24 protein-coding genes are annotated in these 23,844 nt (G+C 46.4%); 17 read left to right on the top strand and 7 right to left on the bottom strand.

All coding sequences use genetic code 11. From position 1 onward, the window contains the following. Positions 1–2 precede the first annotated feature (2 nt). The 5 genes from dapF to uvrD are packed head-to-tail and all read left to right on the top strand — an operon-like array spanning position 3 to position 5,363. Complete coding sequence (dapF, locus tag EZV61_RS12550; protein ID WP_131416009.1) at positions 3–833, top strand: diaminopimelate epimerase; 831 nt, start codon at positions 3–5, stop codon at positions 831–833. Continuing rightward, positions 830–1,519, top strand: a complete 690-nt coding sequence (locus tag EZV61_RS12545; protein WP_114339367.1) for a DUF484 family protein — start codon at positions 830–832, stop codon at positions 1,517–1,519. The genes dapF and EZV61_RS12545 overlap by 4 nt, the downstream gene beginning before the upstream one ends. Then, positions 1,512–2,423 carry a tyrosine recombinase XerC gene (xerC, locus tag EZV61_RS12540; RefSeq protein ID WP_114339368.1) on the top strand — a complete coding sequence of 304 codons (912 nt, stop codon included), beginning with the start codon at positions 1,512–1,514 and terminating at the stop codon, positions 2,421–2,423. Before EZV61_RS12545 ends, xerC begins: the two co-directional genes overlap by 8 nt. Before the next feature lie 6 nt (positions 2,424–2,429). After that, complete coding sequence (locus EZV61_RS12535) at positions 2,430–3,158, top strand: HAD-IA family hydrolase (protein ID WP_131416007.1); 729 nt, start codon at positions 2,430–2,432, stop codon at positions 3,156–3,158. Positions 3,159–3,191: 33 nt separating this feature from the next. Next, positions 3,192–5,363 (top strand): DNA helicase II, encoded by a 2,172-nt coding sequence (uvrD, locus tag EZV61_RS12530; protein ID WP_131416005.1) that lies wholly within the window; start codon positions 3,192–3,194, stop codon positions 5,361–5,363. A gap of 153 nt (positions 5,364–5,516) precedes the next feature. Here uvrD and EZV61_RS12525 read toward each other — a convergent pair whose 3' ends face one another. From EZV61_RS12525 to rarD, 5 genes are all read right to left on the bottom strand, one after another. After that, positions 5,517–5,798 carry a hypothetical protein gene (locus EZV61_RS12525; protein ID WP_131416003.1) on the bottom strand — a complete coding sequence of 94 codons (282 nt, stop codon included), beginning with the start codon at positions 5,796–5,798 and terminating at the stop codon, positions 5,517–5,519. A gap of 297 nt (positions 5,799–6,095) precedes the next feature. Next, on the bottom strand, positions 6,096–6,242 hold the full coding sequence (locus EZV61_RS19450) for a hypothetical protein (RefSeq protein ID WP_165569601.1): 147 nt from the start codon (positions 6,240–6,242) through the stop codon (positions 6,096–6,098). Positions 6,243–6,282: 40 nt separating this feature from the next. Next, positions 6,283–6,489 (bottom strand): hypothetical protein, encoded by a 207-nt coding sequence (locus EZV61_RS12520; RefSeq protein ID WP_131416001.1) that lies wholly within the window; start codon positions 6,487–6,489, stop codon positions 6,283–6,285. Between the two features lie 155 nt (positions 6,490–6,644). Further along, entirely contained in the window at positions 6,645–6,842 is a 198-nt protein-coding gene (locus EZV61_RS12515) for a DUF1289 domain-containing protein (RefSeq protein WP_114339375.1), read from the bottom strand. 214 nt (positions 6,843–7,056) lie between these two features. Then, positions 7,057–7,944: an EamA family transporter RarD gene (rarD, locus tag EZV61_RS12510; RefSeq protein WP_131415999.1), complete on the bottom strand. Its 888-nt coding sequence runs from the start codon at positions 7,942–7,944 to the stop codon at positions 7,057–7,059. A 311-nt stretch (positions 7,945–8,255) separates the two neighbouring features. On the opposite strand from rarD, the gene EZV61_RS12505 reads away from it, so the two are divergent. Continuing rightward, entirely contained in the window at positions 8,256–8,825 is a 570-nt protein-coding gene (locus tag EZV61_RS12505) for a hypothetical protein (protein WP_131415997.1), read from the top strand. Between the two features lie 186 nt (positions 8,826–9,011). Here EZV61_RS12505 and EZV61_RS12500 read toward each other — a convergent pair whose 3' ends face one another. Together EZV61_RS12500 and EZV61_RS12495 are read right to left on the bottom strand one after the other, a co-directional pair. Beyond that, on the bottom strand, positions 9,012–10,346 hold the full coding sequence (locus EZV61_RS12500) for an O-antigen ligase family protein (RefSeq protein ID WP_165569600.1): 1,335 nt from the start codon (positions 10,344–10,346) through the stop codon (positions 9,012–9,014). Positions 10,347–10,432: 86 nt separating this feature from the next. Then, the gene (locus tag EZV61_RS12495) at positions 10,433–10,990 is read right to left on the bottom strand and encodes a hypothetical protein (protein ID WP_131415993.1); all 558 of its coding nucleotides are present in this window, start codon (positions 10,988–10,990) and stop codon (positions 10,433–10,435) included. Between the two features lie 754 nt (positions 10,991–11,744). Here EZV61_RS12495 and EZV61_RS12490 point away from each other — a divergent pair. From EZV61_RS12490 to EZV61_RS12440, 11 genes are all read left to right on the top strand, one after another. Further along, complete coding sequence (locus tag EZV61_RS12490) at positions 11,745–12,734, top strand: glycosyltransferase family 2 protein (protein ID WP_205695381.1); 990 nt, start codon at positions 11,745–11,747, stop codon at positions 12,732–12,734. A 4-nt stretch (positions 12,735–12,738) separates the two neighbouring features. Beyond that, positions 12,739–13,704: a polysaccharide pyruvyl transferase family protein gene (locus EZV61_RS12485; protein WP_131415989.1), complete on the top strand. Its 966-nt coding sequence runs from the start codon at positions 12,739–12,741 to the stop codon at positions 13,702–13,704. Beyond that, entirely contained in the window at positions 13,705–15,120 is a 1,416-nt protein-coding gene (locus EZV61_RS12480; RefSeq protein ID WP_131415987.1) for an oligosaccharide flippase family protein, read from the top strand. A gap of 35 nt (positions 15,121–15,155) precedes the next feature. Then, positions 15,156–16,328, top strand: a complete 1,173-nt coding sequence (locus EZV61_RS12475) for a glycosyltransferase (RefSeq protein ID WP_131415985.1) — start codon at positions 15,156–15,158, stop codon at positions 16,326–16,328. Beyond that, the gene (locus tag EZV61_RS12470) at positions 16,329–17,246 is read left to right on the top strand and encodes a glycosyltransferase family 2 protein (protein WP_205695380.1); all 918 of its coding nucleotides are present in this window, start codon (positions 16,329–16,331) and stop codon (positions 17,244–17,246) included. It begins immediately after the preceding gene. 2 nt (positions 17,247–17,248) lie between these two features. Further along, on the top strand, positions 17,249–18,358 hold the full coding sequence (locus tag EZV61_RS12465; RefSeq protein WP_131415983.1) for a glycosyltransferase: 1,110 nt from the start codon (positions 17,249–17,251) through the stop codon (positions 18,356–18,358). 16 nt (positions 18,359–18,374) lie between these two features. Further along, positions 18,375–19,091: a WecB/TagA/CpsF family glycosyltransferase gene (locus EZV61_RS12460; RefSeq protein WP_131415981.1), complete on the top strand. Its 717-nt coding sequence runs from the start codon at positions 18,375–18,377 to the stop codon at positions 19,089–19,091. Between the two features lie 55 nt (positions 19,092–19,146). Further along, positions 19,147–19,890: a heparin lyase I family protein gene (locus tag EZV61_RS12455; protein ID WP_165569599.1), complete on the top strand. Its 744-nt coding sequence runs from the start codon at positions 19,147–19,149 to the stop codon at positions 19,888–19,890. 74 nt (positions 19,891–19,964) lie between these two features. Continuing rightward, positions 19,965–21,119 (top strand): O-antigen ligase family protein, encoded by a 1,155-nt coding sequence (locus EZV61_RS12450; RefSeq protein ID WP_165569598.1) that lies wholly within the window; start codon positions 19,965–19,967, stop codon positions 21,117–21,119. 29 nt (positions 21,120–21,148) lie between these two features. Next, positions 21,149–22,150 carry an acyltransferase family protein gene (locus EZV61_RS12445; RefSeq protein WP_165569597.1) on the top strand — a complete coding sequence of 334 codons (1,002 nt, stop codon included), beginning with the start codon at positions 21,149–21,151 and terminating at the stop codon, positions 22,148–22,150. A 284-nt stretch (positions 22,151–22,434) separates the two neighbouring features. Next, a complete protein-coding gene (locus tag EZV61_RS12440) occupies positions 22,435–23,835 on the top strand; it encodes an undecaprenyl-phosphate glucose phosphotransferase (protein ID WP_131415973.1) in 1,401 nt (466 codons plus the stop codon). Positions 23,836–23,844: the final 9 nt, after the last annotated feature.

The raw sequence follows: 23,844 nt of genomic DNA, 5'->3' as shown, positions 1-23,844 counted from the left end.
GGATGCTGGTTAATTTTTCCAAAATGCATGGTTTAGGTAATGATTTCGTCGTCATCGACAGCGTTACTCAGAACGTGTTTCTTTCCAAAGAACAGATCCGGAAATTAGCGGATCGCAATTTTGGTATCGGTTTTGACCAGCTACTGGTGGTGGAGCCGCCGTACGATCCTGAGCTTGATTTTCACTACCGCATCTTTAATGCCGATGGTAGTGAGGTTGAGCAGTGCGGTAACGGTGCCCGCTGTTTCGCTCGCTTTGTACGCTCCAAAGGGCTGACCAACAAGCAGCGTATCGGGGTGACGACTAAATCAGGCAAGATCGTATTGCAGATCGAGCGTGAAGGCGGTGTCACCGTTAATATGGGGGTGCCAGAGTTCGAACCCTCGAAAGTGCCGTTGCGTGCCAATAAACAAGAAAAGACCTACCTTGAGCGTGTCGGCGATAGAACGGTGTTTTTTGGCGCTGTCTCCATGGGCAATCCCCACTGTGTGTTGGAAGTGGATGATGTGGCCAGCGCTGATGTTGAAGGCTTGGGCCCTTTGCTGGAGCAGCATGAACGCTTTCCTGAGGGCGCTAATGTCGGTTTTATGCAGATTGTCTCCCGTGAGCATATTAAATTGCGGGTATTTGAACGTGGCGTAGGCGAAACCCTGGCCTGTGGCACCGGGGCTTGTGGCGCGGTTGCTGTGGGCTATCAGCAGGGGAAACTGGCCGAAAGAGTGCAGGTCGATCTGCCTGGTGGCAGTCTGGTGATCCGCTGGCAAGGCCCGGGCAATCCGTTACGTATGACGGGACCGGCGGAGTTTGTATTTGATGGACAGATTAACTTATGAGTGAACAATCTAGCGAAGAAGTAGTATTGGCAGAGCTGGACGATATCCGGGTTTCCGAGTATTTGGCCCAGCATCCCGATTTTTTCGCTCAACATCCTGAACTTCTCAGTGAGTTGCGTTTACCCCACGCTGAGCGTGGCACCATCTCTTTGACCGAGCGTCAGCTCACTGTATTGCGGCAGCAGAACCAGCAGTTGAAAGAGGAGATCACTGAGCTGATGTCGATGGCATCGCGCAACGAAAAGATTTTCCGCGTTTATAGTCAGCTATATACCGATCTGTTGAGTTGTCATCAGATCAGTGAGGTGCAAAAGCTGTTGCAACAACATTTGGCAGAACAGCTGGGATTGCCCGTGGTGGCCCTGCGCTTGTTTGACTATGCCGGCGACCGCCAGTTGACCTTGATCCGTGATGACGCTGAGCAGGTACTTACTCGTCGCCTTGGCGGTGGCAGCTGCTACTTTGGTCGTTTGGGACAGCAGGAGCAGTGGTTGCTGTTTGGTGAGAAAACGGTCGAATCGGCCGCATTGTTGCTGATCGGTGAGCCGGGAGAGGCGCACGGTATTTTAGCCATTGGCAGTCATGATGCTCACCATTTTGAGCCAGACATGGACTCGTTATTGGTGGATCAATTGCGGGCGCTGTTATCGACGCTGCTGCCTCGTCTGCTTACGGCTGATGAGTAGCAAACCGGCTGCTGCGCTGGAGCATTGGATCCAGCGCTTTCTCGACTATCTGCGTTATGAACGTGTGTCCTCGCCCCATACCTGCAAAAACTATCAGCGTACTTTGAATCACTTCAGTATTGAGATGGCTGAGCATCTGCCTGATTGGCAGGCGCTTAAACCGAGTTATATCCGCGAGTATATTAGTGAATTAAGTTTTCAAGGGCTGGCTGCCTCATCGCTTAACTTGCGGCTGTCGGCTCTACGTAGCTTCTGCCGTTTCTTGCTCCGAGAAGGGGTCCTTCAATCTAATCCGGCGGATGGCGTGCAAGCGCCAAAGCAAGCTAAACCACTACCAAAAAATATGGATGTCGATGAGCTAAATCAGCTGCTCGATATTCAGGATGACGATCCGCTCGCATTGCGGGATAAGGCGATTTTTGAGCTGTTTTATGCCAGTGGCTTGCGTCTAGCCGAACTAGTGTCACTGGATATGGTGATGGTGGATCTGCGAGAGCAGGAAGTGAGGGTCACAGGTAAAGGTAATAAAACCCGCATCGTGCCCTTTGGCAAGCAAGCCCGTGATGCGATCAAAGCTTGGATAAAAGTGCGGGGAGAGTTAGCCCCCGCTGATGAATCGGCGCTGTTTGTTAGTCAGCGACGCCAGCGCATGTCCCCCCGTAGCGTCGAGGCGCGGTTAAAACTTTGGGCCAAGATCCAGGGGCTGGGTGACAACGTCCATCCTCACAAGTTACGGCACTCCTTTGCTACCCATATGTTGGAATCATCAGGTGATCTGCGGGCAGTGCAAGAGTTGCTAGGGCATGCCAACCTGAGCACCACACAGGTATATACCCATCTAGATTTTAATCATCTGGCAGAGGTCTATGATAAAGCCCATCCGCGAGCTAAGCGTAAGGAGTAAGCTGACATGATCCCGCACTGGCGCTGTTATCGAAGCTATCATGCAGCAGATGCGATCAGCTTCGATCTCGATGATACGCTCTATGATAATGTGCCGGTGATCCTCGCCGCAGAGCAAGGTACTTGGGAATTTTTGCAACAGCAGGTACCGCAATGGCAGCAGTACCGCCGCGAGCAATGGTTGGCGAAGCGTCATCAACTGGTTAAACATTATCCGTTCTTGCAACATGATGTCAGTCGCTTACGCCGTTGGGCAATCCGCGAGATGGCACTGGCGGTGGGTGTGAATCGCCGCGATGCCCGGCGCTTGAGCCATGATGCCTTTGAGCATTTTTTACTGTTGCGCAATCGTGTCGTCATCGCCGATGAAGTACATCAACTTCTGGCGCAACTGGCCGAACGCTATCCTTTGGTGGCGATCAGTAACGGCAATGTCAGCTTGGAAGCGATCGGCTTGGCTGAGTATTTTGATTTGGCGTTGTTTGCTGGTGAAGGTTGGCCAATGAAGCCCTCCCACTGTTTGTTTCGCGAAGCCGAACGGCGGTTGAAGCTTAAGCCCCGTCAGCTTCTGCATATAGGTGATAACCTGCATGCAGACGTTCATGGTGCCCATATGGCTGGATGGCAAAGTGGCTGGTTTAACCTGCAGCAAACGGAGCTACTATATGAAACCACGACATGTTCGCTGCCGACCTTTGAATTCTCTGATTTAGCCGCTCTCTATCGGTTGCTATAATACTGCCTTCAAATTATCTCCAAGAGTGTATTGATGGATGTTTCTCACCTGCTCGATGGCCTGAATGAGCATCAGCGACAAGTGGTTAGTGCCGCCCCCTGCAGCAAATTGGTGTTGGCAGGAGCTGGCTCCGGTAAAACTCGGGTACTGGTGCATCGTATCGCCTGGCTAATGCAGGTGGAACAGCTCTCTCCCCACGCTATTCTGGCGGTGACCTTTACCAATAAAGCCGCTGCAGAGATGCGCGGGCGGGTGGAAAGATTGCTTGGTAGTAATGTCCGCAGTATGTGGATAGGGACCTTCCATGGCTTGGCGCATCGCTTGTTGCGTGCCCATTACCGTGATGCCAAGCTGCCGGAAGGGTTTCAGATCCTTGATGCTGAAGATCAGCTGCGGATGGTTAAACGAGTGATCCGGGCGATGAACCTGGATGAAAAGCAGTGGCCACCGCGGCAAGCATGCTGGTATATCAATGGCCAGAAAGATGAAGGCTTAAGGCCAGAGCATATTGATCATTTCAATGATCCGCAGGCGCGGGTGCAGCTGGATATTTATCGAGCCTATCAGCAAGCCTGTGACTTGGCGGGGCTGGTCGACTTTGCTGAACTTCTATTGCGCGCCCATGAGCTGTTGCGGGACAACGAACATCTGTTACGCCATTACCAGCAGCGCTTTGGCAATATTCTGGTGGATGAGTTCCAGGATACTAATGGCATTCAGTATGCGTGGTTGCGCCTATTGGCTGGCAGTCAAGGCAACCTGATGATTGTTGGTGATGATGATCAGTCGATCTACGGTTGGCGCGGTGCCAAAGTGGAAAATATTCAGCAATTTCTGCAGGACTTCCCTACCGCTGATACCGTGCGGTTGGAGCAAAATTACCGTTCCACGGCGACCATTCTCAATGCTGCCAACGCCCTTATTTCTAATAACGCTGGGCGCTTGGGTAAAGATCTATGGACCGATGGTAAAGAGGGGGCGCCCATCTCTGTGTATGCCGCCTTTAATGAACTGGATGAAGCGCGGTTTATCGCCGGGCAGATCAAGCAGTGGTTGGACGACGGTAATGCCTTGAATGACGCGGCTATCTTGTATCGTAGCAATGCCCAGTCTCGGGTACTGGAAGAGGCTCTGCTACAAGCGCAGTTGCCCTATCGTATATACGGTGGTCAGCGCTTCTTTGAACGGCAAGAGATCAAGGATGCGTTGGCCTACCTGCGCTTAATCAGTAATCGGGATGACGATGCCGCGTTTGAACGGGTGGTGAATACGCCAACCCGTGGCATCGGTGATCGCACTCTAGGCATTTTGCGCAGTCATGCGCGCGACGAAGGCAGTACCCTTTGGCAGGCAGCCCAAAGCCTGTTGGCGAAAACGGGATTAGCCGGTCGTGCCGCGAAAGCGGTGGAAGGCTTTCTCGCTTTGCTGCAACAGCTGGATGACACCGTTGATGATTTGCCCCTGCACAGTCAAACTGAGCGGGTGATCCATGGCTCAGGTTTGATGGCGATGTATCAGGCGGAAAAAGGTGAGAAGGCGGAAACACGGGTGGAGAACCTGAAAGAGTTAGTTTCGGCCACCCGCGGCTTTGTGCCACCGGAAGATGCCGAGTCGATGCTGCCGCTGGACGCCTTCCTTTCCCATGCTGCGCTGGAAGCGGGTGATTCCCAAGCTGATGAATTTGACGATGCTGTGCAGCTGATGACGCTGCACAGTGCCAAAGGTCTCGAATTCCCACTGGTGTTTATGGGGGGGGTTGAAGAGGGGATGTTCCCCAGTCAGATGTCTTCCGAGGAGCCGGGGCGTCTGGAAGAGGAGCGCCGCCTCTGCTACGTCGGTATGACCCGTGCTATGCAGCAGCTTTATATCTGTCACGCTGAAAGTCGACGCATCTATGGCCGGGAGAATTATCAACGCCCTTCCCGCTTTTTGCGAGAGATCCCGGAGAAGTATCAACAGCAGATCCGTATTCGCTCGCAGGTGGTTAGTGCGCCTGTGCAGCAGCCTAACCGTTTTAGCCAAGCGCCGGCACAGTTTGCTGAAAGTGGATTGCATTTAGGCCAGCGGGTAGCACACCCGAAATTCGGTGATGGTACCGTGCTGAATTACGAAGGTGTGGGTGAGCAAAGCCGGGTGCAGGTTAATTTTGACGATGCTGGCAGTAAATGGTTGGTGGTGGCCTACGCCAGACTACAGGGGTTGTAACGCCCCAGGGCTCGTCGGCTCTCTTCCTTGCGCCATAGTGGAATAGTTTTGCAGTGGTGACGACAATGGTTCGGCCGCGTCATGGGTAACACCCCATGACATAATGCGGCCGCATTATGTCACCGAGGTAACAGAGCCCGTTGCCGTGGCAGGCTAGTTTGTATAGCTGTCGCTGTAGGGGTCATCACTCTCTTCATCGAGCGCCGTTGTCATCGGCTCATCGAAATTATCTTCTTCAAAGTAACCCCGCGCCTCCAGTTCCTGAGCCATGCAATCCATTAGGTACTCGGTTTGATCTGCCGTTGGGATCTGTTGTGAGTCAGCCCATTCTTGGCAGAGTTGACGCACTTCATCTTCGGCAAATACCGAGGCGGGCTCTGCAAATGCTTTACCACCAAAGCAGCAGAAAATAACTAGTAGGTATGATGGTTTCATTCGTCTCACTATCCATGTTGTTGAGTAGGGTGTCGCCAATAGTTCGGATTTGGCAGATAAAATAATGTCACTATTCTGGGAAGAAAAATCAATTGATTAAGTTTGATTGTTTGGCCTAGGTACCAATTTTTATATTTTTTGATTCTTTATTAATCAATGGTTTAGGTGGCTTTTTATTAGTGGATTCAGATGTAGCGTCTCACTATTGGTCGCTTGATTTTGGTGCTGGTATTGGGATCTGCTTAGGGGAGATAGCAGGGGGTTTGACACCCCTGCGCGGGTTAACGCGGGAGCTCGCTAGTTTTTATATCTCTTTTCATATTTACCATGAGCTTGTGGTGATTGATCATCCCAGTCGTCTGTTTGCTGATCATGACTTTTTAGCTTTTTACGCTGCTGCCGCAGTTGTCTTTTCAACTTGCGGTCATGCTGCTCGTCACTCATAAACTCTTTCATAGCGGTCAACTATCGATTATTGGGGCTTTTAATACGCTTCTGGCGCAGGCTCGTCGAGTTCGACCTCTTTCGCGTAAGGGTCGTCGCCTTCACCTTCCATCTCTAACTGTTCATCAGTGGCTTGCTCGTCGTAATAACCCCTCGCCTCCAGCTCTTCTTGCATGCATTTCGCTAGGAACTGATGGTGTTCTGAGGAGGGGACCTCCTCGGCTTCCGCCCACTCTTCGCAAAGCATTCTTACCTCTTCTTGCTCGTAAGGCGGAGCGGGTTCAGCAATGGCCGCACTGCTGTGAGCCGTGGCTTATGATTTTTAAAGGGGGGCAACTATTCGGATGGCATGCATCAGCGAAGCAGCGGTATTTGATAGGGTAAGAGCTATGAAGCTGTTGGTTAGCGTTGTCGCTCACTGCGGCGCATGAGGCACTCCTCCAGCATCTGCGCCTTATGCTCTTTACTTGACTCCCTCCACGCCAATATCTCCTCGAGAGAGCGAAAGCAGCCCAGACAGATATCGTTATCGTCCAAACAGCAGTTGCGGACGCAGGGCGAGCCTGTTGTGCGGTGTGCTTGTTGGATTTTATCAACCATGATCTACCACCATTACTTCCCTATTTAACAAATGGCCTAACTAATTAGAATATAGCTTAAGCCACCGGTGTCCGTGCAACTAATCAGTCATAGCAGTGCCGTCACAGTGACTGCATCGAAAGGGATTGTGAATGAGGTGCTCGGCTTGCCCCTCTTTGAGAGTGCTCACCCGTTTTAGCTTATGTCAGATATCGGTTCTCTGTTGATCCTTATATCAGCCGACCGTGTCAGGTTTTTTTCTCAGACTGTCATAGGTGAATAGCGCCAGTCCCGCCCAGATAAAGCCAAAGGTGATTAACCGCTCTAGCTGCAGCACTTCGCCATACAGGCCAATGGCTAATAAAAACATGCAGCTGGGCCCTATATATTGGAAAAAGCCGAGGGTTGATAATGGCATGCGTTTAGCCGCGGCGGCAAAGCAGAGTAACGGCAAGGTGGTGACCACACCGGCGGATATCAACAGCGTGTTGAGGTAGGTGGTATTTGCCGCTAGGTCACTGCTGGCAGAGTCGAGATTCGCCCAGTAAACGAGCGCTAGTGGCAGTAGCAGTGCGGTTTCTAGCAATAAGCCGGTGAGGGCATCCACGGGGATCTGTTTGCGGATCAAGCCATAGAGGCAGAAGCTACTAGCAAGGGTTAATGCGACCCAGGGCAAGGTACCGAGTTGAAGTAGAGGGATGAGTACGCCAACCGCAGCCAATGCGACGGCTCCCCACTGTAAAGGGCGTAAGCGCTCACCGAGGAATAACATGCCCACGACGACATTGAATAGTGGGTTGATGTAATAGCCCAGGCTGGCCTCCAGCATCATGTCGTGGGAGACCGCCCAGATGAAGAGACCCCAATTACCAGCGATTAGCACTGAGCTAAGGGTCAACAGAGCAAGGTGTTTGGGCTGACGAAACAGCTGTTGTACCTTATTCCAGCGCCCCGCTAGCAGGATCACTACCAGCAGCAATAGGAACGACCAAACCACACGATGGATCAGCACTTCAGGGGCGCTTATGCCTGCTAACTGTTTGAAGTAAATAGGCGCAACGCCCCACATCAGATAGGCCGCTAAAGCGAAGAGGGTACCGTGACGAGCGATAGAGGTTGTCATTGCCGTTGTTCTGAAGGGTAACGCGGCGATAGTAGCAGAGAGAGATGGCGGGAGATAGCCTTGCGAGCATCGGCGATGGATTAGATATTTTTCTTTTGTTATCGCTTAGATTCGTGGTGGAAATGTTAGTATTGTTGGGCTGCATCAGATAGATGGTTGAACGCAGAATGATCGCCAAGGTGATGAAGAAAAGTGTTAAAAATAATGACACTATTTTATAACAATTTCTTTCTGTATAATTTTTCGCTAATGGTGAAATATTTAGTAGTCGTTCTGGATTTATATCAGTTTGTTGCAAGGGAGCAGTAAATATGCGTCGTTTAATTTCCGCCGCCGTTCTAGCTTTATGTAGTGCTAGTGCCGCAGCAATTCCGATGGTTGATTTGACTATCGATGGTAACACTTGGAATGACCCGTTTGTTTTAGAGAACATGTCAACCGAAGGTGAGCTTATTAGCTCAGTTTCTATTGACTTGTCAGGCATTGGTTTGGTGTTTGATACGGAAGGGTTATCTTCTAAGCTTGAATTCCTAGATGGCGACGCAGATTATGTTGCTTATCAGAAGTCGACAGGTGAAACGGTAGACGGTTCTAATGACGTATTAGAGATTACGTTTGATGAGCTAGTTAGTGATAGTTTTGCTTGGATTGTCGATGTAGATTTTGTTGATCCTAGCCTTACATATGTATCTGTATTTGGTAACGATATGTTTGGTGGTCTGGTTTCTGTATTTTTCGATTCAGGTGCTACCTTAGGCGGACAATTCTCTCGTGTTGCTGGTAACGATGATGCTGCGCATTTGAAAGTGCCTACACCTGCTCCTCTGGCTCTACTGGCTGCAGGTTTGATCGGTGGTGGACTGCTTCGTCGCCGTGCATAAGCTCTTTATCGCTTATTCAATTTGAAAAGCCGCCATTTGAGGCGGCTTTTTTATTGCCCTTATTTATTCTGTTGTTCACTATGAGATTGAGCTTTGTTGAGCTAATAGGTTGTTACTTTAGTTTGGAGTGGATTAGCTTTTGAGGTGGCTCTCACTCATTACACTTTGCACTTAGGTGCGCAAAAATCATCTTGCATGCGAACGCGGATTCGGCATTATCCAACAAACAACACTAACGGTTAGTACTGATATGAAAGTGAGGGCGTTGGCTGCTGCTTGAAGATTAAAATCAACCGCGCAGTGAATGATCATCACCAAGATTGCCATACAACAGCCAAATGAGATCCCTTTCATTGTCTGGCTTTGCCTATTTCGCATTGTCTTTATCGTGAGAAAGAAGCTCCAAAGCACCCCCGCGCAGGCAAGAAGAAAAGCTGGAATGCCATATTCCAATGAAAATTGAAGGTAGTCATTGTGGGTGTGATCGTAGAATCCACCTAAGTCCGCAGTCTGGTAGCGATTAAACGCGGTATAAAAACTGCCTGCACCATGACCAACAAACGGCTTGTCGAAAAGCATTGGTAATGATTGGCTAACGACATCATCCCTTGTTTCTGTCGCTATGTTAGTTTCTTCTAATCGTTGTTTAACTTTCTCCAATCCAACTAACGAGCCGACGACAAAAATATCGATAATGAAAATGGAAACGATAAAATACTGAAGTGCTTTAGGGCGCGACTTATAAAACAGCATCGCAATGATACCTGTACCAATAAGGCTAGAGAAAAATGCCGCATTTCCCATCCGGGATCGTGTTAGCACTAAAGCGATCACTATGACTATGAGTGAAAGGCGAAGTACCATCTTCCGACCTGTCATCGCATTTAACCAATCATGCACTTTGAGTTTGATGGAGCCAGCAGAAGCGTTTTTGAATTGGCTGACCATTAGACCAATTCCCATTGCCGCACATAGCGCTAAATAGTTAGCAAGGTGATTGTGATAAACAAAGGATCCGTTAGCTCTGTTAGTTATTGCGATGTCGAAAATCGGGCTACTGCTTAATCCTGTGAACATCAATGTCGAAGCATACAAAGATTGAAATACTGCAGAAAAGACGAGTGTCGTTACCAAAATTTTTAGTCGCTTGGGAGTGCGAACAAGAACGGCGACGGAAAAACTAAAGGCTACGTAGCTGAATCCTAGAAGCGCCAACAGTTCTGCACGGCCTAAATCTTCCTGCGGGGTATTGAAAATATTGAGTTGAGTTAATCCGATCAAACTTTGGCAGAAGGCCATAACAGGCAATGCGCTCAAGCAGATCCAAAGCGGCATGAAATGTCGAAGGTGGGCTTTGTATATGCCTGGGGTCTTCCATGCCTGTAAAAGTGACAGCAGGGCAAGGGAAAAACACATGATTTCAAGAACTGACCAAGCCCAGACTCTGTTACTTCCTAAGGGGATAGGTACCCAAACTAAGATGGCGATAAGAAGGCCAAAGGCAAGGCGGTTTGTTGTCACTATGCTAGTCATGGGATCTTAATGTACTACAAAAGATAAGGGCTCCCAAGGGAGCCCTTATTGGTGTCATTCACTGCTGAGGCAGGCTAGTTGGCAGATATAGAACCACCACCACTACCACCACCGCCAGTTGCTGTAGGTGCTGAAACTGTTAGCCCGCTATCGGCTTCTCCACCTGCTGCTGTCTGTGGACCTAATGATGTCGGATCTGCGCCACCTAAAATAGCAGCGGTTAAAATCGTATTGTCATCCAGCCCACGTTTGAGTGCTGCGCTATATAGATCTTTGTGAGCATCTGCAGATGTGAGCTCAAAAGAAAGTGCAAGCACCTCTTCCAACTGATCGCTAGGGGCACCTTCAATCGCTAGTAGTGCTAGCTTGTCGGCAGCGCTATTACATACGGTAATTGCCGTTGATAAGATATCAGTTGTAGCATAAGTGCTATCTGCAATCTGCTGTTTAACTATGGTCAATGCTTCTTCGCTACAAGTGCCATCTTCCAGTTTTGTTGCAGCAAGTTGTATTTTAAGGGAGGTCATTTCGACGATTCCCGGCTCTATTACAGCGGTTTCTGCTGCTGATGCACTTAGGGAAAAACCCCCAATTAATACAGCGGCGTATACTGATAACATCGACTTCCGCATGTCGCTTCTCCTCAGACGGCTTAACAGGCTTTAAGCCCTTAATTGCTGGCTATAATATCATCGCATTAACGAAAACTAAACAAAACTAACGTTACAATATGAAAGTAATTTGAGTTGCTCAAAAACGGTGCTCAAGTGCACTGTAATAGTGCTTATAGTCTTATTTAGTTAGTCCCGAAATACTCAGTAATCTTGCCTTGTCACAAAAGAGTAGGCTAACCGCTTACAATTGCAATCGTTCCTCATTTTTTATGATCTCTTTCTAAACCAGTTAGTTAGCAATGACGGTCAAAAAATGTGCGCTATACAGTTTGACAGTTAATGTGATCAATGGCACATTTCCTGCGTGTTGGCAAAGTGTTGCAAAAAGGTAATGCCGTAGGTTGGGCATTATTGTTAGATCAAAGGATAGCTTTAGTCAGGGACGTAAGATTAAGCGAATGAACGGCACTTTGGACATGAGTACATGCCGAGCATTGTTATTTTAATTTAGTTGTCTTTTTGTTGCCCTGCCTTTCCTAATTCATTTTTTTAACCTTTTCCAACTTAAATAGGTTGCTTGAGTGTCGCAAGCGATGGGGTGAATACTCCCTAAATTGGGAATTGGGATCCATAACCTAAGGGCGGTAGCGTGTAACCCTGTAAAGGTTTATCGCCGAGTGACGCTCTACGTTAGGCATGTTAGTCGGACTATAGACATCGTATCGGAACATTGGAAAGGGTTTCCGGATAGGACTTGGAGCTGGAGTAATTGATGAACAACCAACCAAAAGTGGATATCACTATTCTTTCATGGGATAGGGTTGATGATACTTTGAAAGCTATTGACAGTGCTTTGTCTCAGGCGGGGATTGATAAGAAGATTATCGTCGTTGATCAAGGATCAAAGCCTGAAGGACTGGCGCAGTTGCGTGAACACTGTGCAAAGGACCCTGCCATCCACTTGGTATGTAACCACGAAAACCTTGGTGTTCCTGGTGGCCGCAATCAGGCCGCGCTTCAAGGGACGGGTGATTACATTGTTGCGTTAGACAATGATGCGGAGTTTGTTGACCAATACCAACTAGCTAAAGCGTGCGCCATGATGGAAAAAGAGGATGACCTCGGTGCGTTGGCATTTAGGATCCTGCGCTTCGGGTCTGAAGAAGATGATCATACGAGTTGGTCATATCATCAGGATATGCTTGAGTGGGCTGAGAAAGAGTTTTACACCGATCGCTTTGTTGGTGCTGGTCACATGCTTACTCGTAAGGCATTTGATGGCATCAACGGCTACGACGCAGATCTGTTCTTCCTGCATGAAGAGGTAGACCTATCCAAAAGGCTGATTAATTCGGGCTATAAGATTAAATATACGCCTGAAGTTGTCATTGGTCATAAAGTGTCCGCAGAGCATCGTGTTGCTTGGACTGGCGGTCGTTGGACGTTTGACGTCAGGAACAAGACCTACCTGCATTTCAAATTTCGCACGTTCTTTCCTACGGCAGTGTTCCATACCTGCTTATTGATTTGGCGTGGATTCCGTTCGGGCTTGTATTCATCCACTTTGAAAGGTTTGTGGCAAGGCTTGTGTATGGCACCGCGTGCCATTCGTTGTTGGAAAAAAGATCCATCAGTATCGATGACTGAGCAGTCTAAAGCATATTTTGATTCCTGTTCTCCTACTCAAGGAATGAGTGTATGGCAAAGAGTCAAGATGAGATTAACAACAGCTAAGCCTGTTCCTGTGCAACCAAAAGGATAAGTAAGTGACCAAGCAAGCGCCTCTTTTGACTCCAGATTTTTCTCGAATGGAAACTTTGCGAGATAAGCTTTTATCTGATTTGCGTCCACATCTTGGAGGCAAACGTGCTGTCTATATTGATTATCCAATGCACTTGAATGTGGGTGATCTACTTATTCAGGCTGGTACTGAAGCGGTGTTTGATGCGCTGCAAACAAATGTAATGATGCGTATCTCCGAGCGGAATGCTAACCGTTTGTTTGAAGCGACTATCCCTTCAGATGCTGTACTCGTTTTGCATGGTGGCGGTAATTTTGGTGATTTGTATCCTCATCACCAAAATTTACGTGAGCAAGTGATTGAGGCGTTTCCAAATAACAAGATTTTGATTATGCCTCAGTCTGTTCATTACAACGATGAGGCAGCGTTGTTTGCATCCGCTGCGATCTACCAGAATCATCCTGAACTTTACATGTTCGTTAGAGACAATCCGTCCAGAGATGTGATGAGCAAAGTATTGTCTGACAAACAATTACATATGCTGCCTGATATGGCATTTGGTCTGCTAGGGAAATGGCAGTGGCCGTCATCTTTAGCGAACAAGACGCTGACATTAAGGCGCCGTGATATTGAAGCTAATCCGGCAGATGGCAGCGTTGATGAGTTTGATTGGGATAACCTATTTACTACCGGTGATAATCTTTTCTATAGCTTTGCTCGACGCCTCGCGAGGTTGGAGAACCGCTTTAAGCTCAACCTAGGGTTAGACAAACTGTGGTGGTTATATATTCAGAACATGATGAATCGTGCTATTCGTCACTTCTCTCAATATGGGCGTGTTGATACAGATCGTTTGCATGGCATGATTTTGTCCTTGCTGTTGGGTTTGGAAGTCTCAATGAGGGACAACAGTTATGGCAAATTGAGGCGCTATGCGGAGTGTTGGCTGGGTCTCGATTCGTCTGATGGCATTGAGAAAAAGGCCAGCTAAATGAATGGTCGAGTCATCAAGCTGCTTTGGATTGCTTTAGAGAAATTTGGCATTACCTTTATCTCTATTGCTACGTTCTTTGTTTATGCAAAGATGCTTGGCCCTATTGAATTTGGTTTGGCTGTATTGGCTCTATCTGTGGGCCAAGGACTATCACTTATCTTTGGTAATCTATTTGAAGATGCCATTGTCCGCCATCAGGAGCCTCTGCAAAAACACTTCGATAGTGGCTGGTGGGGAGGCATCTTTATCAGCGTCGTGTTGTGTGTTCTGGTTGTGGCGATTTCGCATGCGCTAGCGCTACAACCGTTACTTCATGATTTGATTTTGCTATCTATTGTTCAGATCCCTTTGGTTAGTATCAGTACTGTCTATGTTGCTGGTTTGCGTCGAGAGGGGCATTTCAATGTGCTTGCGAAGCGCACTATCATTGCTCGTCTTTTAGGTGCGGCTGTCGGCTTAACCATGGTTTTTCAGGGCGCAGGAAGCTGGTCTGTTGTTACCCAGGCGGTATTGATAGAGCTTTTTAGTCTGCTCTCTTTAGCTGTTTTGAGTGACAAAAAAATAGGCATGCAATTTTCTTGGCGTGCTTTTTGTGAATTGGTTTCGGTCGGTTGGGCTTTATCGTTGCGTCGATTGAGCTGGGATGCGTCTATTCGAGGGATCCCGATCATCCTTGGCGCGACAGCGGGTGCCGCCGCGGTAGGTATTTATGGATTGGCTTGGCGCATGGTTGAAATGCCTAGAAGTGCCATCGCTAGTGGTCTGCTCAGTTATGCGTTACCTGTGTTTTCTCGACGTCAAAGTGATCTACCGAAATTACAGGGCTTATTCCTCGACGCCACTAAAAATACTGGACTGATCGTTATTCCAATGTTTGTTGGGTTGTCTGCGTTGGCTCCTGTACTGCTGCCATGGATCTTCGGCAGCGAATGGGATGACGCCATTGTGCCCGTCCAACTTTTAGCCATTGTTGCAGCTCTTAGTTTCACGCGTATTTATATCCCTGTTTCGTTGACCGCGTTGGCTCGGCCTGGCGTCACATTAACGACGGATATTATTGGCACGGTGATCGCTTTGATTGTGACTTATTGGTATGGCACCGAGTTAGGAGCTTTAGCAGCAGCATTTGCGATGCTACTGCGCAGTGTTGTTGTATTTCCATTCAGTTCTATGGGGCTTAAAAAGGTGCTTGGCATCGGCTTTAAGAGCCAGCTGTCCACATTCGTTGGTGCAGCGTTCGCCTCCTTGTGTATGGCTATTTTCGTTACATTTGTTAGCCGTCAGCTTGAATATTCTGTATTGGTTTCGGCGTTGTCATCTGTTGTTGGCGGGGGCGTATGCTATCTCCTCGTTCTGACAGTTATTCACCCGAAATGGTTTTCTGAATTGAAAGCCTTTTTTGGCAAGTCGTAAATGCTACATCTGGTATCACACACTTTGGATAGATTATGCAGCAAGAATTGAATAAGCCGACAATTGCCATTTTTTCGAATCATCTATTGAGCTACTCGGAAACTTTCATTCGTGCACAAGGTGAAGCGTTAGTTGGCTTTTGTCCTCACTACGTAGGTAGCTACGCTGTAGAAGGTGGACTTAAGCTACCTACCGAGCGAGAACATATTATTCGCAAGGGGTTCGTAGGCAAGTTGGCTGATATGGCGCTTAAATTGGGGCATGTGACCCCACCTGTGGCGTTATTGGGTAAGCGCTTGTCGCCAAAATTGGTTCACGCACACTTTGGGCCTAATGGCCTGACAGCTTTGCCTTGGGCGAAACGATTACAGGTACCTCTAATCACTACTTTTCATGGCTTTGATGCCACGATTGATACTCCAACGATGGAGCAACATGGTCGTTTACATTTACGTTTTCGCCGTGAATTGAAAATGCTAGCAGAGCAAGGTGACCTGTTTATCGCGGTGTCAGACTTCATTCGTAATAAGTTGCTGGGGCTTGGTTTCGCGCCTGAAAAAATCGTTCGTCACTATATCGGCATTGATACAACGTTCTTTCAGCCAGACCCCGCTATATCTCGCAATGGTTCTGTACTACTTGTTGGCCGAATGGTGCCGTACAAAGGTCATAAGTTGTTGATTCGCGCCATGGCTGAAGTTCAGCAAAAGAATCCTAATGCTAAGTTAGTGCTTGTTGGTGATGGCCCGGAAAAGGCAGCGTTGGAAGCCCTGGCTTCGAAACTCAGCGTAAATGTTGAGTTCACGGGTAAACTGCCCCCGGAGCAGGTGAAACTGAGAATGCAGCAAGCGGCGGTCTATTGCCAAACCAGCATGCGTTTAGACAATGGCCATGAAGAAGCGTTAGCTCTCGCTATTGCCGAGGCACAGTCAGTTGGGACTCCCGCAGTTGTTTTTCAAAGTGGTGGTATGCCGGAAGCTTTGGCTCGGGACGAATCTGGGTTCGTGGTTCCTGTGGGTGACGTTGCTAAGTTGGGCGAATCTATAGCCACGTTGCTAAATGACGAGGATCTTTGGCAACGCTTTAGCCTGCGAGCGATAGAGAATGTGCGTGAGAACCATGACTTGGCTAAGCAGTGCAAAAGTTTAGAAAAAATCTACGAGGGAATTCTCTCGAAGAGTAACTGTATGACAACAAAGGAAGTTTAAGTGACTAAAGCATCTTTGAAGCTCTCCGTTATTATTCCTTCATATCAGTCTCAAGATAATTTGGGACGGAATTTGGCCGCACAAACTGATCAGCTAAAGAATGTTGATGCTGAAATCATTGTTGTAGATTGCTCGCCAACTGACGAAGTTGATCAGATTTGTGCCGCATTTGATGGTGTGCGTTTGATTAAGGTCGCCGAAAGATTTAACCCTGGTGGTGGGCGAAATATTGGTGCTCAACATGCAAACGGTGATTATTTGGTGTTTGTTGATGCAGACGTTGTCCTCAAACATGATGCATTAGAAAACATTGCGAAACATGCTTGCAGCAGCGAAGCGGGCAGCCAGATGTTTGGTGGGGCGTTGGATTTGGATATGCAAAGTGACCCAAATTTGTCTTCCTACATTGAGCATTACTACTTTAATCACGAGTCTCAATCCTCTAGAACCCCAAGCATCCGCTCAAATTTAAGTTCGGCGCTGATGATTGTTGAGAAGAAGTTATTCGATTCTGTAGGGGGGTTTAGTGATATACCAAGAATGCAGGATACCGAGCTGACAGAGCGATTGGCATCAGACGGAATCCAGCTAGGATTTTTCCCCGATGTAGTTGGCTACCAAATCCAGGATTCGCCGTTGAAAAAGGTCTTCAGAAAGATCTATATCACGGGTAATAACCTATTTTTCCTACGTTATGGTTCCCGAGACAGCTTTTTGAAAAAGCTGGTATTGGCATTGTTGTTACCGCTCATGATGTTGGCAAAAATCACGCGTATTAATATACGTAACTTGCGTTATGCCGCGAGTTTGAGAATGATTTTTGTGCTTTGTCCATTGATGTATGCGTGTGGGTTTACTTGGATGTTAGGGTTCTACAAAGCGCTATTTGCCGGTGACGGCATTGCATCAGGGCGCTGAGAATGGCTGTTGCATTCTTTTCTATTGCAGAATCCTATAATAAATTCCACCGGCGCCCTTTTCTTTCTGCTCTGGCGAAAGAGCTAGCAAAGCGGGGGCAAAGTACCTTGTATTTTCATCGACCACAGTGGTTGTTGAAAATGCTACTCAAACCGGTGGGGGAGAAGGGAACCTGTGATGGTATTTTGATTTACCGCTTATGGACCTTGCTGCCCGTGTCATGGTGCTTCTCAAGTCGTTTGCTGATGTACCTTTTCGTTTCTTTACCTGTGCGCTGGCAAGTTTATCGGCGTATAAAAATCACAGGAGAAAAGAAGCATCTCGCGTGGCTATATAAGCCTGATCAGTACCTGTATTTGCGACATTTGGGTATTGCTTATGCTTACACCCATTATGACAACTACGACGATGATAAAGAGTATCAGTTTTCTCGTCGTAGCAACTACGCCTCGACGTTAAGCGCTTGTGTTCAGAATAGTATCAGCACTTTTGCAACGAGCACGCGATTGGTCAGCCGTTTAGCTAATCCCGACAAGGTAAAGTATCTCGGTAATGCGATTGACGAGTCGCTACTCCAAACCAACCAGGGTGCCGGGAGTACTAAACCAAAGCCGGTGATAGGGTTTGTTGGCGCGATCGATCAGACTACAGATGCCGAGTTAGTCAGTAAGCTATGTGAAGCTTTCCCTGAATGTGATATCCAGATGATTGGTGCGGTACATAATGATGAGATTAACGCGTTAGCTCAGAAGGCAAATAATCTTACGCTCATTGGGCGGGTCGACTATCAGAAGTTGATCGACTTTGTAGGCCTATTCGATGTTGGTATCTGCCCATACGCTGAATCTCCATTCAATGCATATCGAAACCCACTCAAGCTCTATGAATATTGTGCCTTTGGCTTACCTGCAGTCAGCACTGGGTGTGATTTTGACCCGGTAGGTCGTGAGTTAGTTGATATTTGTAATAGTGAAGCGGAATTTATTGCTGCTACTCGGCGTGCTTTGTCTGAGGGAGAAAGCTCAAAAAAGCAAAAGCGTATTGATTTTGCAAAGAGCAATACATGGCAGAAACGAGCATGTTATGTGCTCGATTATCTAAACATAAAATGATGGCGTTGGATAACGAATGAAAGATGTTTTCAGAGGGTTAGTAAACAAGATCACTGTGTGTCGCACAGATAAAGAGGCTATTGATGTTTGTATACGGCGCCTCGAAACTGAAGGTCATCTTACCGTTTCTTTTGCCAATGCTCATGCTTTTAATATGAGCTGCAAGAAGCCTGAATTTTACGGGGCTTTGTCTGCGAGCAGCGTGCTTTTTCGCGATGGTATCGGTGTAAAGATCCTATTTAAGCTGTTAAAGAAAGAGCCAGGAGCTAACCTTAATGGTACCGACTTAATCCCACAGCTTCTTGAGGGGGCGTTTAAAGGGAAACGAATAGCTATATTTGGCTCAACAGACAATGAACTGAGCACCGCGGCGGAACAGGTCACGAAATTAGGACTAGATGTCGTATGCACGTGTGATGGATTTAGAGAGAGCAAAGCGTATCTTGCATTGATCGACTCATATGCCCCAGAGGTTGTATTACTTGCGATGGGCATGCCGAAGCAAGAGTTGGTATCGCAGCAAGTTGCCGCTTCGTTTGAGGGAATAGCTTGTATCAATGGCGGTGCCATTGTTGATTTCATGGCTGGTAAAGTGGAGCGTGCGCCAGAGTGGATCCGTAAGCTCAGTCTTGAGTGGTTATATCGGTTGTGTAAAGAGCCTAAGCGGCTATTTAAACGTTATGTTGTCGGTAACGTAACGTTTTTAACCCGCGCTATTGTCGCTCGGTTTTAGGTCTGTGATGCTGCTAGCGCGATATTATTTCGGATCATTAAAAGGATCGAAGATAATGTTTAGCGTACTTATAATGTCTATTTTAGCTGGTTGTACTTTTAACTATACAGAATACTCCTTATGGGCAGGTGATTTTTCCAATGCCTTTCCGACATTAAGCTCCGGACGAGTGCACTTAGAATGCTGGCATGGCGACGCTTTAATTGGGCAAGCTCCAGGCCAGGCCGGTTTTACGCTTGGAGCCAACCAAGGCAAGCGTTGTGAAGTAGCTGTTCACGACTTGTTGGAGCGTGATCGGCCTTTCTCTCTGTCATTTAAATTTAAAACTGCAGCAGAAAACAGTAGTGACCATTACTGGCATAGTTATTTTCAGGTACACAGCTTTCCCGACGAAGGTGAGCAATGGCGCTGTCCAATTATGGCATTAGAGGCTCTTCAAGGTGAGCTAAGAATGTTTAATCGCTCGGATAAAGAAGCCATTGCTCATTTACCTAATGGCACTTGTGCTGGTGAGGGTAACTCCATTTCCTCAAGAACATTATTTGAAAATTTACCTCTTACTCCCGAAGTATGGCATGAGTTTAGAATGTCAGGTGTGCTATCTACTTCTGACTCTGCTTGCTTGACTGTTGAAATTGATGGATATGTTGTTTCAGCTGAATGTGGTGCTAACACCTTTAATGATAAAAGTAGTCCCTTCCTAAAGTTTGGTATTTATAATCCAACAGGTTGGAATGGTATCAGTACTCTTTCTATCGAGTATAAAGATATCTACTTTTCAAATGACGTAGAACTATGATTGTAAGAAGAGATACATTTAATAGAGGTGTGTTGACGTTACTAACATACTTAGTGTTGTTAAGAAGTACTAATATGGGGATCGGCTACCCAAATGCCGAATACTTATTGGCAACAATAGGTTATATGCCACAGAAACTTATGCAGATTGTTGCAATGTTACTGGTTCTTGTGTATTTCTTCTTTAATTCAGCAAGCAAGGTCAAAGCGATAAAGCCTAATTTTATATGGGCTTTTTTTATAGCTGTATGCCTTTTCTCTATTCTTTTTTCACCAAGCATTAGCTCTACTCTAAGATATTTTCTTTCTGTGTTTTTTATTAGTATCCCCCTTTATCTCTATTTTAAAGAATATGGTGGTGAAGCACTTTACAAAGTCGTCTACAAATTTATATTTTTTTCTTTAGTTGTAAATTTTGCCTATACCATACTGCTACCTCAGTATGGTGTAATGACTGCGAACCACCACGGTGCTTGGAGAGGACTTTTTGTCCATAAAAATGTTTTTGGTGGATTTATATCTCTAGCTGGTATCTTTCTGTTTTATGAGGCATTTATGACCGCAGGCAGAAAGAAAATTGCAGTTTTAGGCTTTTTTGCCTGCTTCCTAATGGCTGTAATGTCGAAATCTACAACCGCGCTCATTACATTTTTGGCTGTTATTCCAACATTGCTGTTTGTTCAATTTTTATTGGCTTTAGATGATAAAAATAAGAAAGCAATATTCTTGTTTATTTATACAGTCCTTCTGGTTTTGGTTTATTTTACGGTCAATTCATTTATAGATGAGATATTTATCTTGCTGGACAAAGATCCGACTTTAACTGGGCGAACTGGTCTTTGGGATGTATTGCTTGAGCTTAGTGCTCAAAGGCCAGCTATCGGTTATGGATTAGGATACTTTCATCGCCCTGAGGTTATGTATAAATATTCTGTTGATTTTGGATGGGATGCTAAGTCTACCCATAGTTCCTATATTGATATGATCTTGGGTGTTGGTTATTTGGGAACGATTATTTTTTCAACTATTCTTGTAAAGTTGCTTCTAAATACATTGATGAAAAGAAAGCCTGTAGATTCAGGTGTTGATAGGCGTGCAGTAAGTGTTACTGTTGTTGTTGGTTGTCTTTTTGTTGGCAGTGCTACAAGTGGCGTTATACTTGGAACCTCTTTCTTTTGGCTACTGATGCTTGCGATGATGATTTATATGTCAGAGACGAAAACTGAATAGTTTTTACTTTATAGATTTTAGGTGAAGTGTTGAAAAAAGATAATACAGTTGAAACAGTCCGAGGCTTGGCGTGTATACTCTTGGTTGCATACCATGTTGTAGGAGATACCAGTCTCTCAGGTTTGAAAGTCGCTGACGATAGTTTTATTAGGTATATAAATGATACTCTATCTTATTTGCGCATGCCTTTATTTACATTTTTGTCTGGTTATGTCTATGCTATTCGCCCATACAGTGGTGGCGCTTACAGTTTCTTAAAGGGAAAAGCTCGGCGTCTACTTATTCCCATGCTTATCGTTGGCACTGCGTTCGCGATTCTGCAATCCTTGGTTCCACAATCAAATAGATCCTTATCTTCTTCTGATTGGCTTATGTTACACATAGAGCCTGTTGCCCATTATTGGTTTTTAGAATCTCTTTTTATCATATTCATTTTTACCATTTTTATGGAAAAAGGAGGAATTCTGAATTCTCGCGCTAAGTGTGCCTTTACAATTATTTTAGTATCAATAATCTATCTTTTTGGTGAGAATTTGCCGAATACCCTTGGAGTCTCTGGCGCTCTTTATCTTTTCCCTTATTTTTTGTTGGGTGTAGCAACTTATCGTTTTTCATTGGTACCCTCAAAATGGAGCTATAAGTTAGCTATATTTTTAATTGCTATTGTAGCTTTTGTATATGCGAATTTAGGTTTGCTCGGGTATGCAGAAACAGTTGGAAGGCACACTATTACGTCTTTGTGTATCGGTGGTGGAGGAGCGTTATTGCTATTGTCATCTCGCCTAAACAGTAGGGTGTTAGTTTACATTGGTGGCTACTCATATAGTATTTATCTTTTTCATGTCTTTGCGACTTCATCTAGTCGGATTTTTCTAAATAAATTGGGTGTTTCTGAACACTTAATCCTGCTTCCTATCGGCGTTGTTGCTGGGCTGTTAATGCCGATTCTCGTAGAACACATCGCGCTTCGGTGGAATGTTTCTGCCACCGCATTACTTGGCCGAAGGTGGACTGCTGAGGCTGCGCGCTAATCATCGCTACTTTGGGCGTTCGTTGTAACCACTTCTAGCGCCCTAAATTGGTGCAGATCTTCCAAAAAGTGCGTCATTTCATCTCTTTTTCACGTAACAATTTGATCTTTGATATTAAGTGTTTGATTGTAAAGCGAAAAGCAATCTTAGGTTGTTGGCATTAGATTTGCTAATAGTGTTATTAAAAGGTTGCAAATGTGACCTAGATCGTGAAAATAGGCACTTGCTCAATTTTAAGACGAATTCTGTTGTGTCACTAATGCTAATGGTAGGAGAGAAGGGCAATGGCTAGGGAAGGTTTTATCCGATCTCACCAAAATCAGTTTTCCACGCTATACCGATTCTTTGACGTGTTCATCATCATTGGCAGTTTTTTGCTGACGTGTCATTCATTGAAATTGGAAGTGAGTTCTACATTCACTTTAATGGCGGTAATCGCCGCCATCAGCTTTATGCTCGTGGCGGAGAGTATGGAGCTTTATCGCTCCTGGCGTTTTTCAACCGGATCAGAGCTACTGGGTACAGTGAGTTTTAGTTGGGGTATTGTTGCCCTTGCTGGACTGGTTTGCCTGTTTCTATTTGAGGAAAAAATCGGCATGTCACGCCGAAGTTTCTTCGCTTGGATAGTCTTCTGCTGGGTCCTGTTGTGCGTATGGCGCTTATGGTATCGCCAAGTCCTGTTTTTTATGCGTGAACAAGGCCACAACACTCGTACTGTGGCCATTATTGGTATGACCGAATCAGGCTTAGAGCTCGCTAATCAGATCGAAAAGAATCCGCAACAAGGTATTCGTCTTAAAGGTATCTTTGATGACCGGGATGTGGATAGGTTCTCATCATACGATCGTACCCGGATCATCGGTAATATCGAAGATGCTATAGGGATGGCGCGTCGAAATGAGATCGATTTGCTCTATATCGCCATGCCTTTAAAGGCTGAGGATCGCATTTTCCAGATTTTGGAGCGCTGCGGTGATACTACGGTTGATGTGCATATTATTCCTAACCTCTTTATCTACAAAATACTGCATGCTCGTTGGCATAGCGTCGGTGAGGTTCAGACGTTAAGCGTTTTCGATTCTCCTCTTAACGGTTTTTCGTCATGGTTAAAGCGCGTTGAAGATCTTGTTCTCGGGTCACTTATTTTGGGTCTGATCGCCATACCTATGATGATGATTGCAATTGCGATTAAGTTAACGTCGAAGGGACCGGTGTTTTTCAAGCAGGATCGTTACGGTATTGATGGTTCTCCCATTCGTGTGTGGAAGTTTCGTTCCATGCGGGTGATGGACAACGGGGAAGTGGTTAAGCAGGCAACCAAGGGTGATCCAAGAATTACCAAGTTAGGTGCGTTCCTGCGCCGAACTTCATTGGATGAACTCCCTCAGTTCATCAATGTGCTCCAAGGCTCAATGTCTATCGTTGGACCAAGGCCGCACGCTGTAGCGCACAACGAGGAGTATCGTTCACTTATCTCCGGCTACATGCTTCGCCATAAGGTCAAGCCCGGTATTACCGGCCTTGCGCAAATTAGCGGCTTTCGGGGAGAAACGGATACGTTGGAGAAGATGGAAAAGCGAGTCGAGTTTGACCTCAACTACATCCGCCAATGGACTCTGTGGCTAGATATCAAAATTGTCTTTTTGACTATTTTCAAAGGATTTGTGGGCAGCAATGCGTACTAAGGGAAAATT

This window comes from Corallincola luteus (genome assembly GCF_004336975.1).
Lineage (GTDB): Bacteria > Pseudomonadota > Gammaproteobacteria > Enterobacterales > Neiellaceae > Corallincola > Corallincola holothuriorum.
Note: the sequence above shows the minus strand (reverse complement) of the source record. Positions and strands in the feature narration are given on the sequence as shown.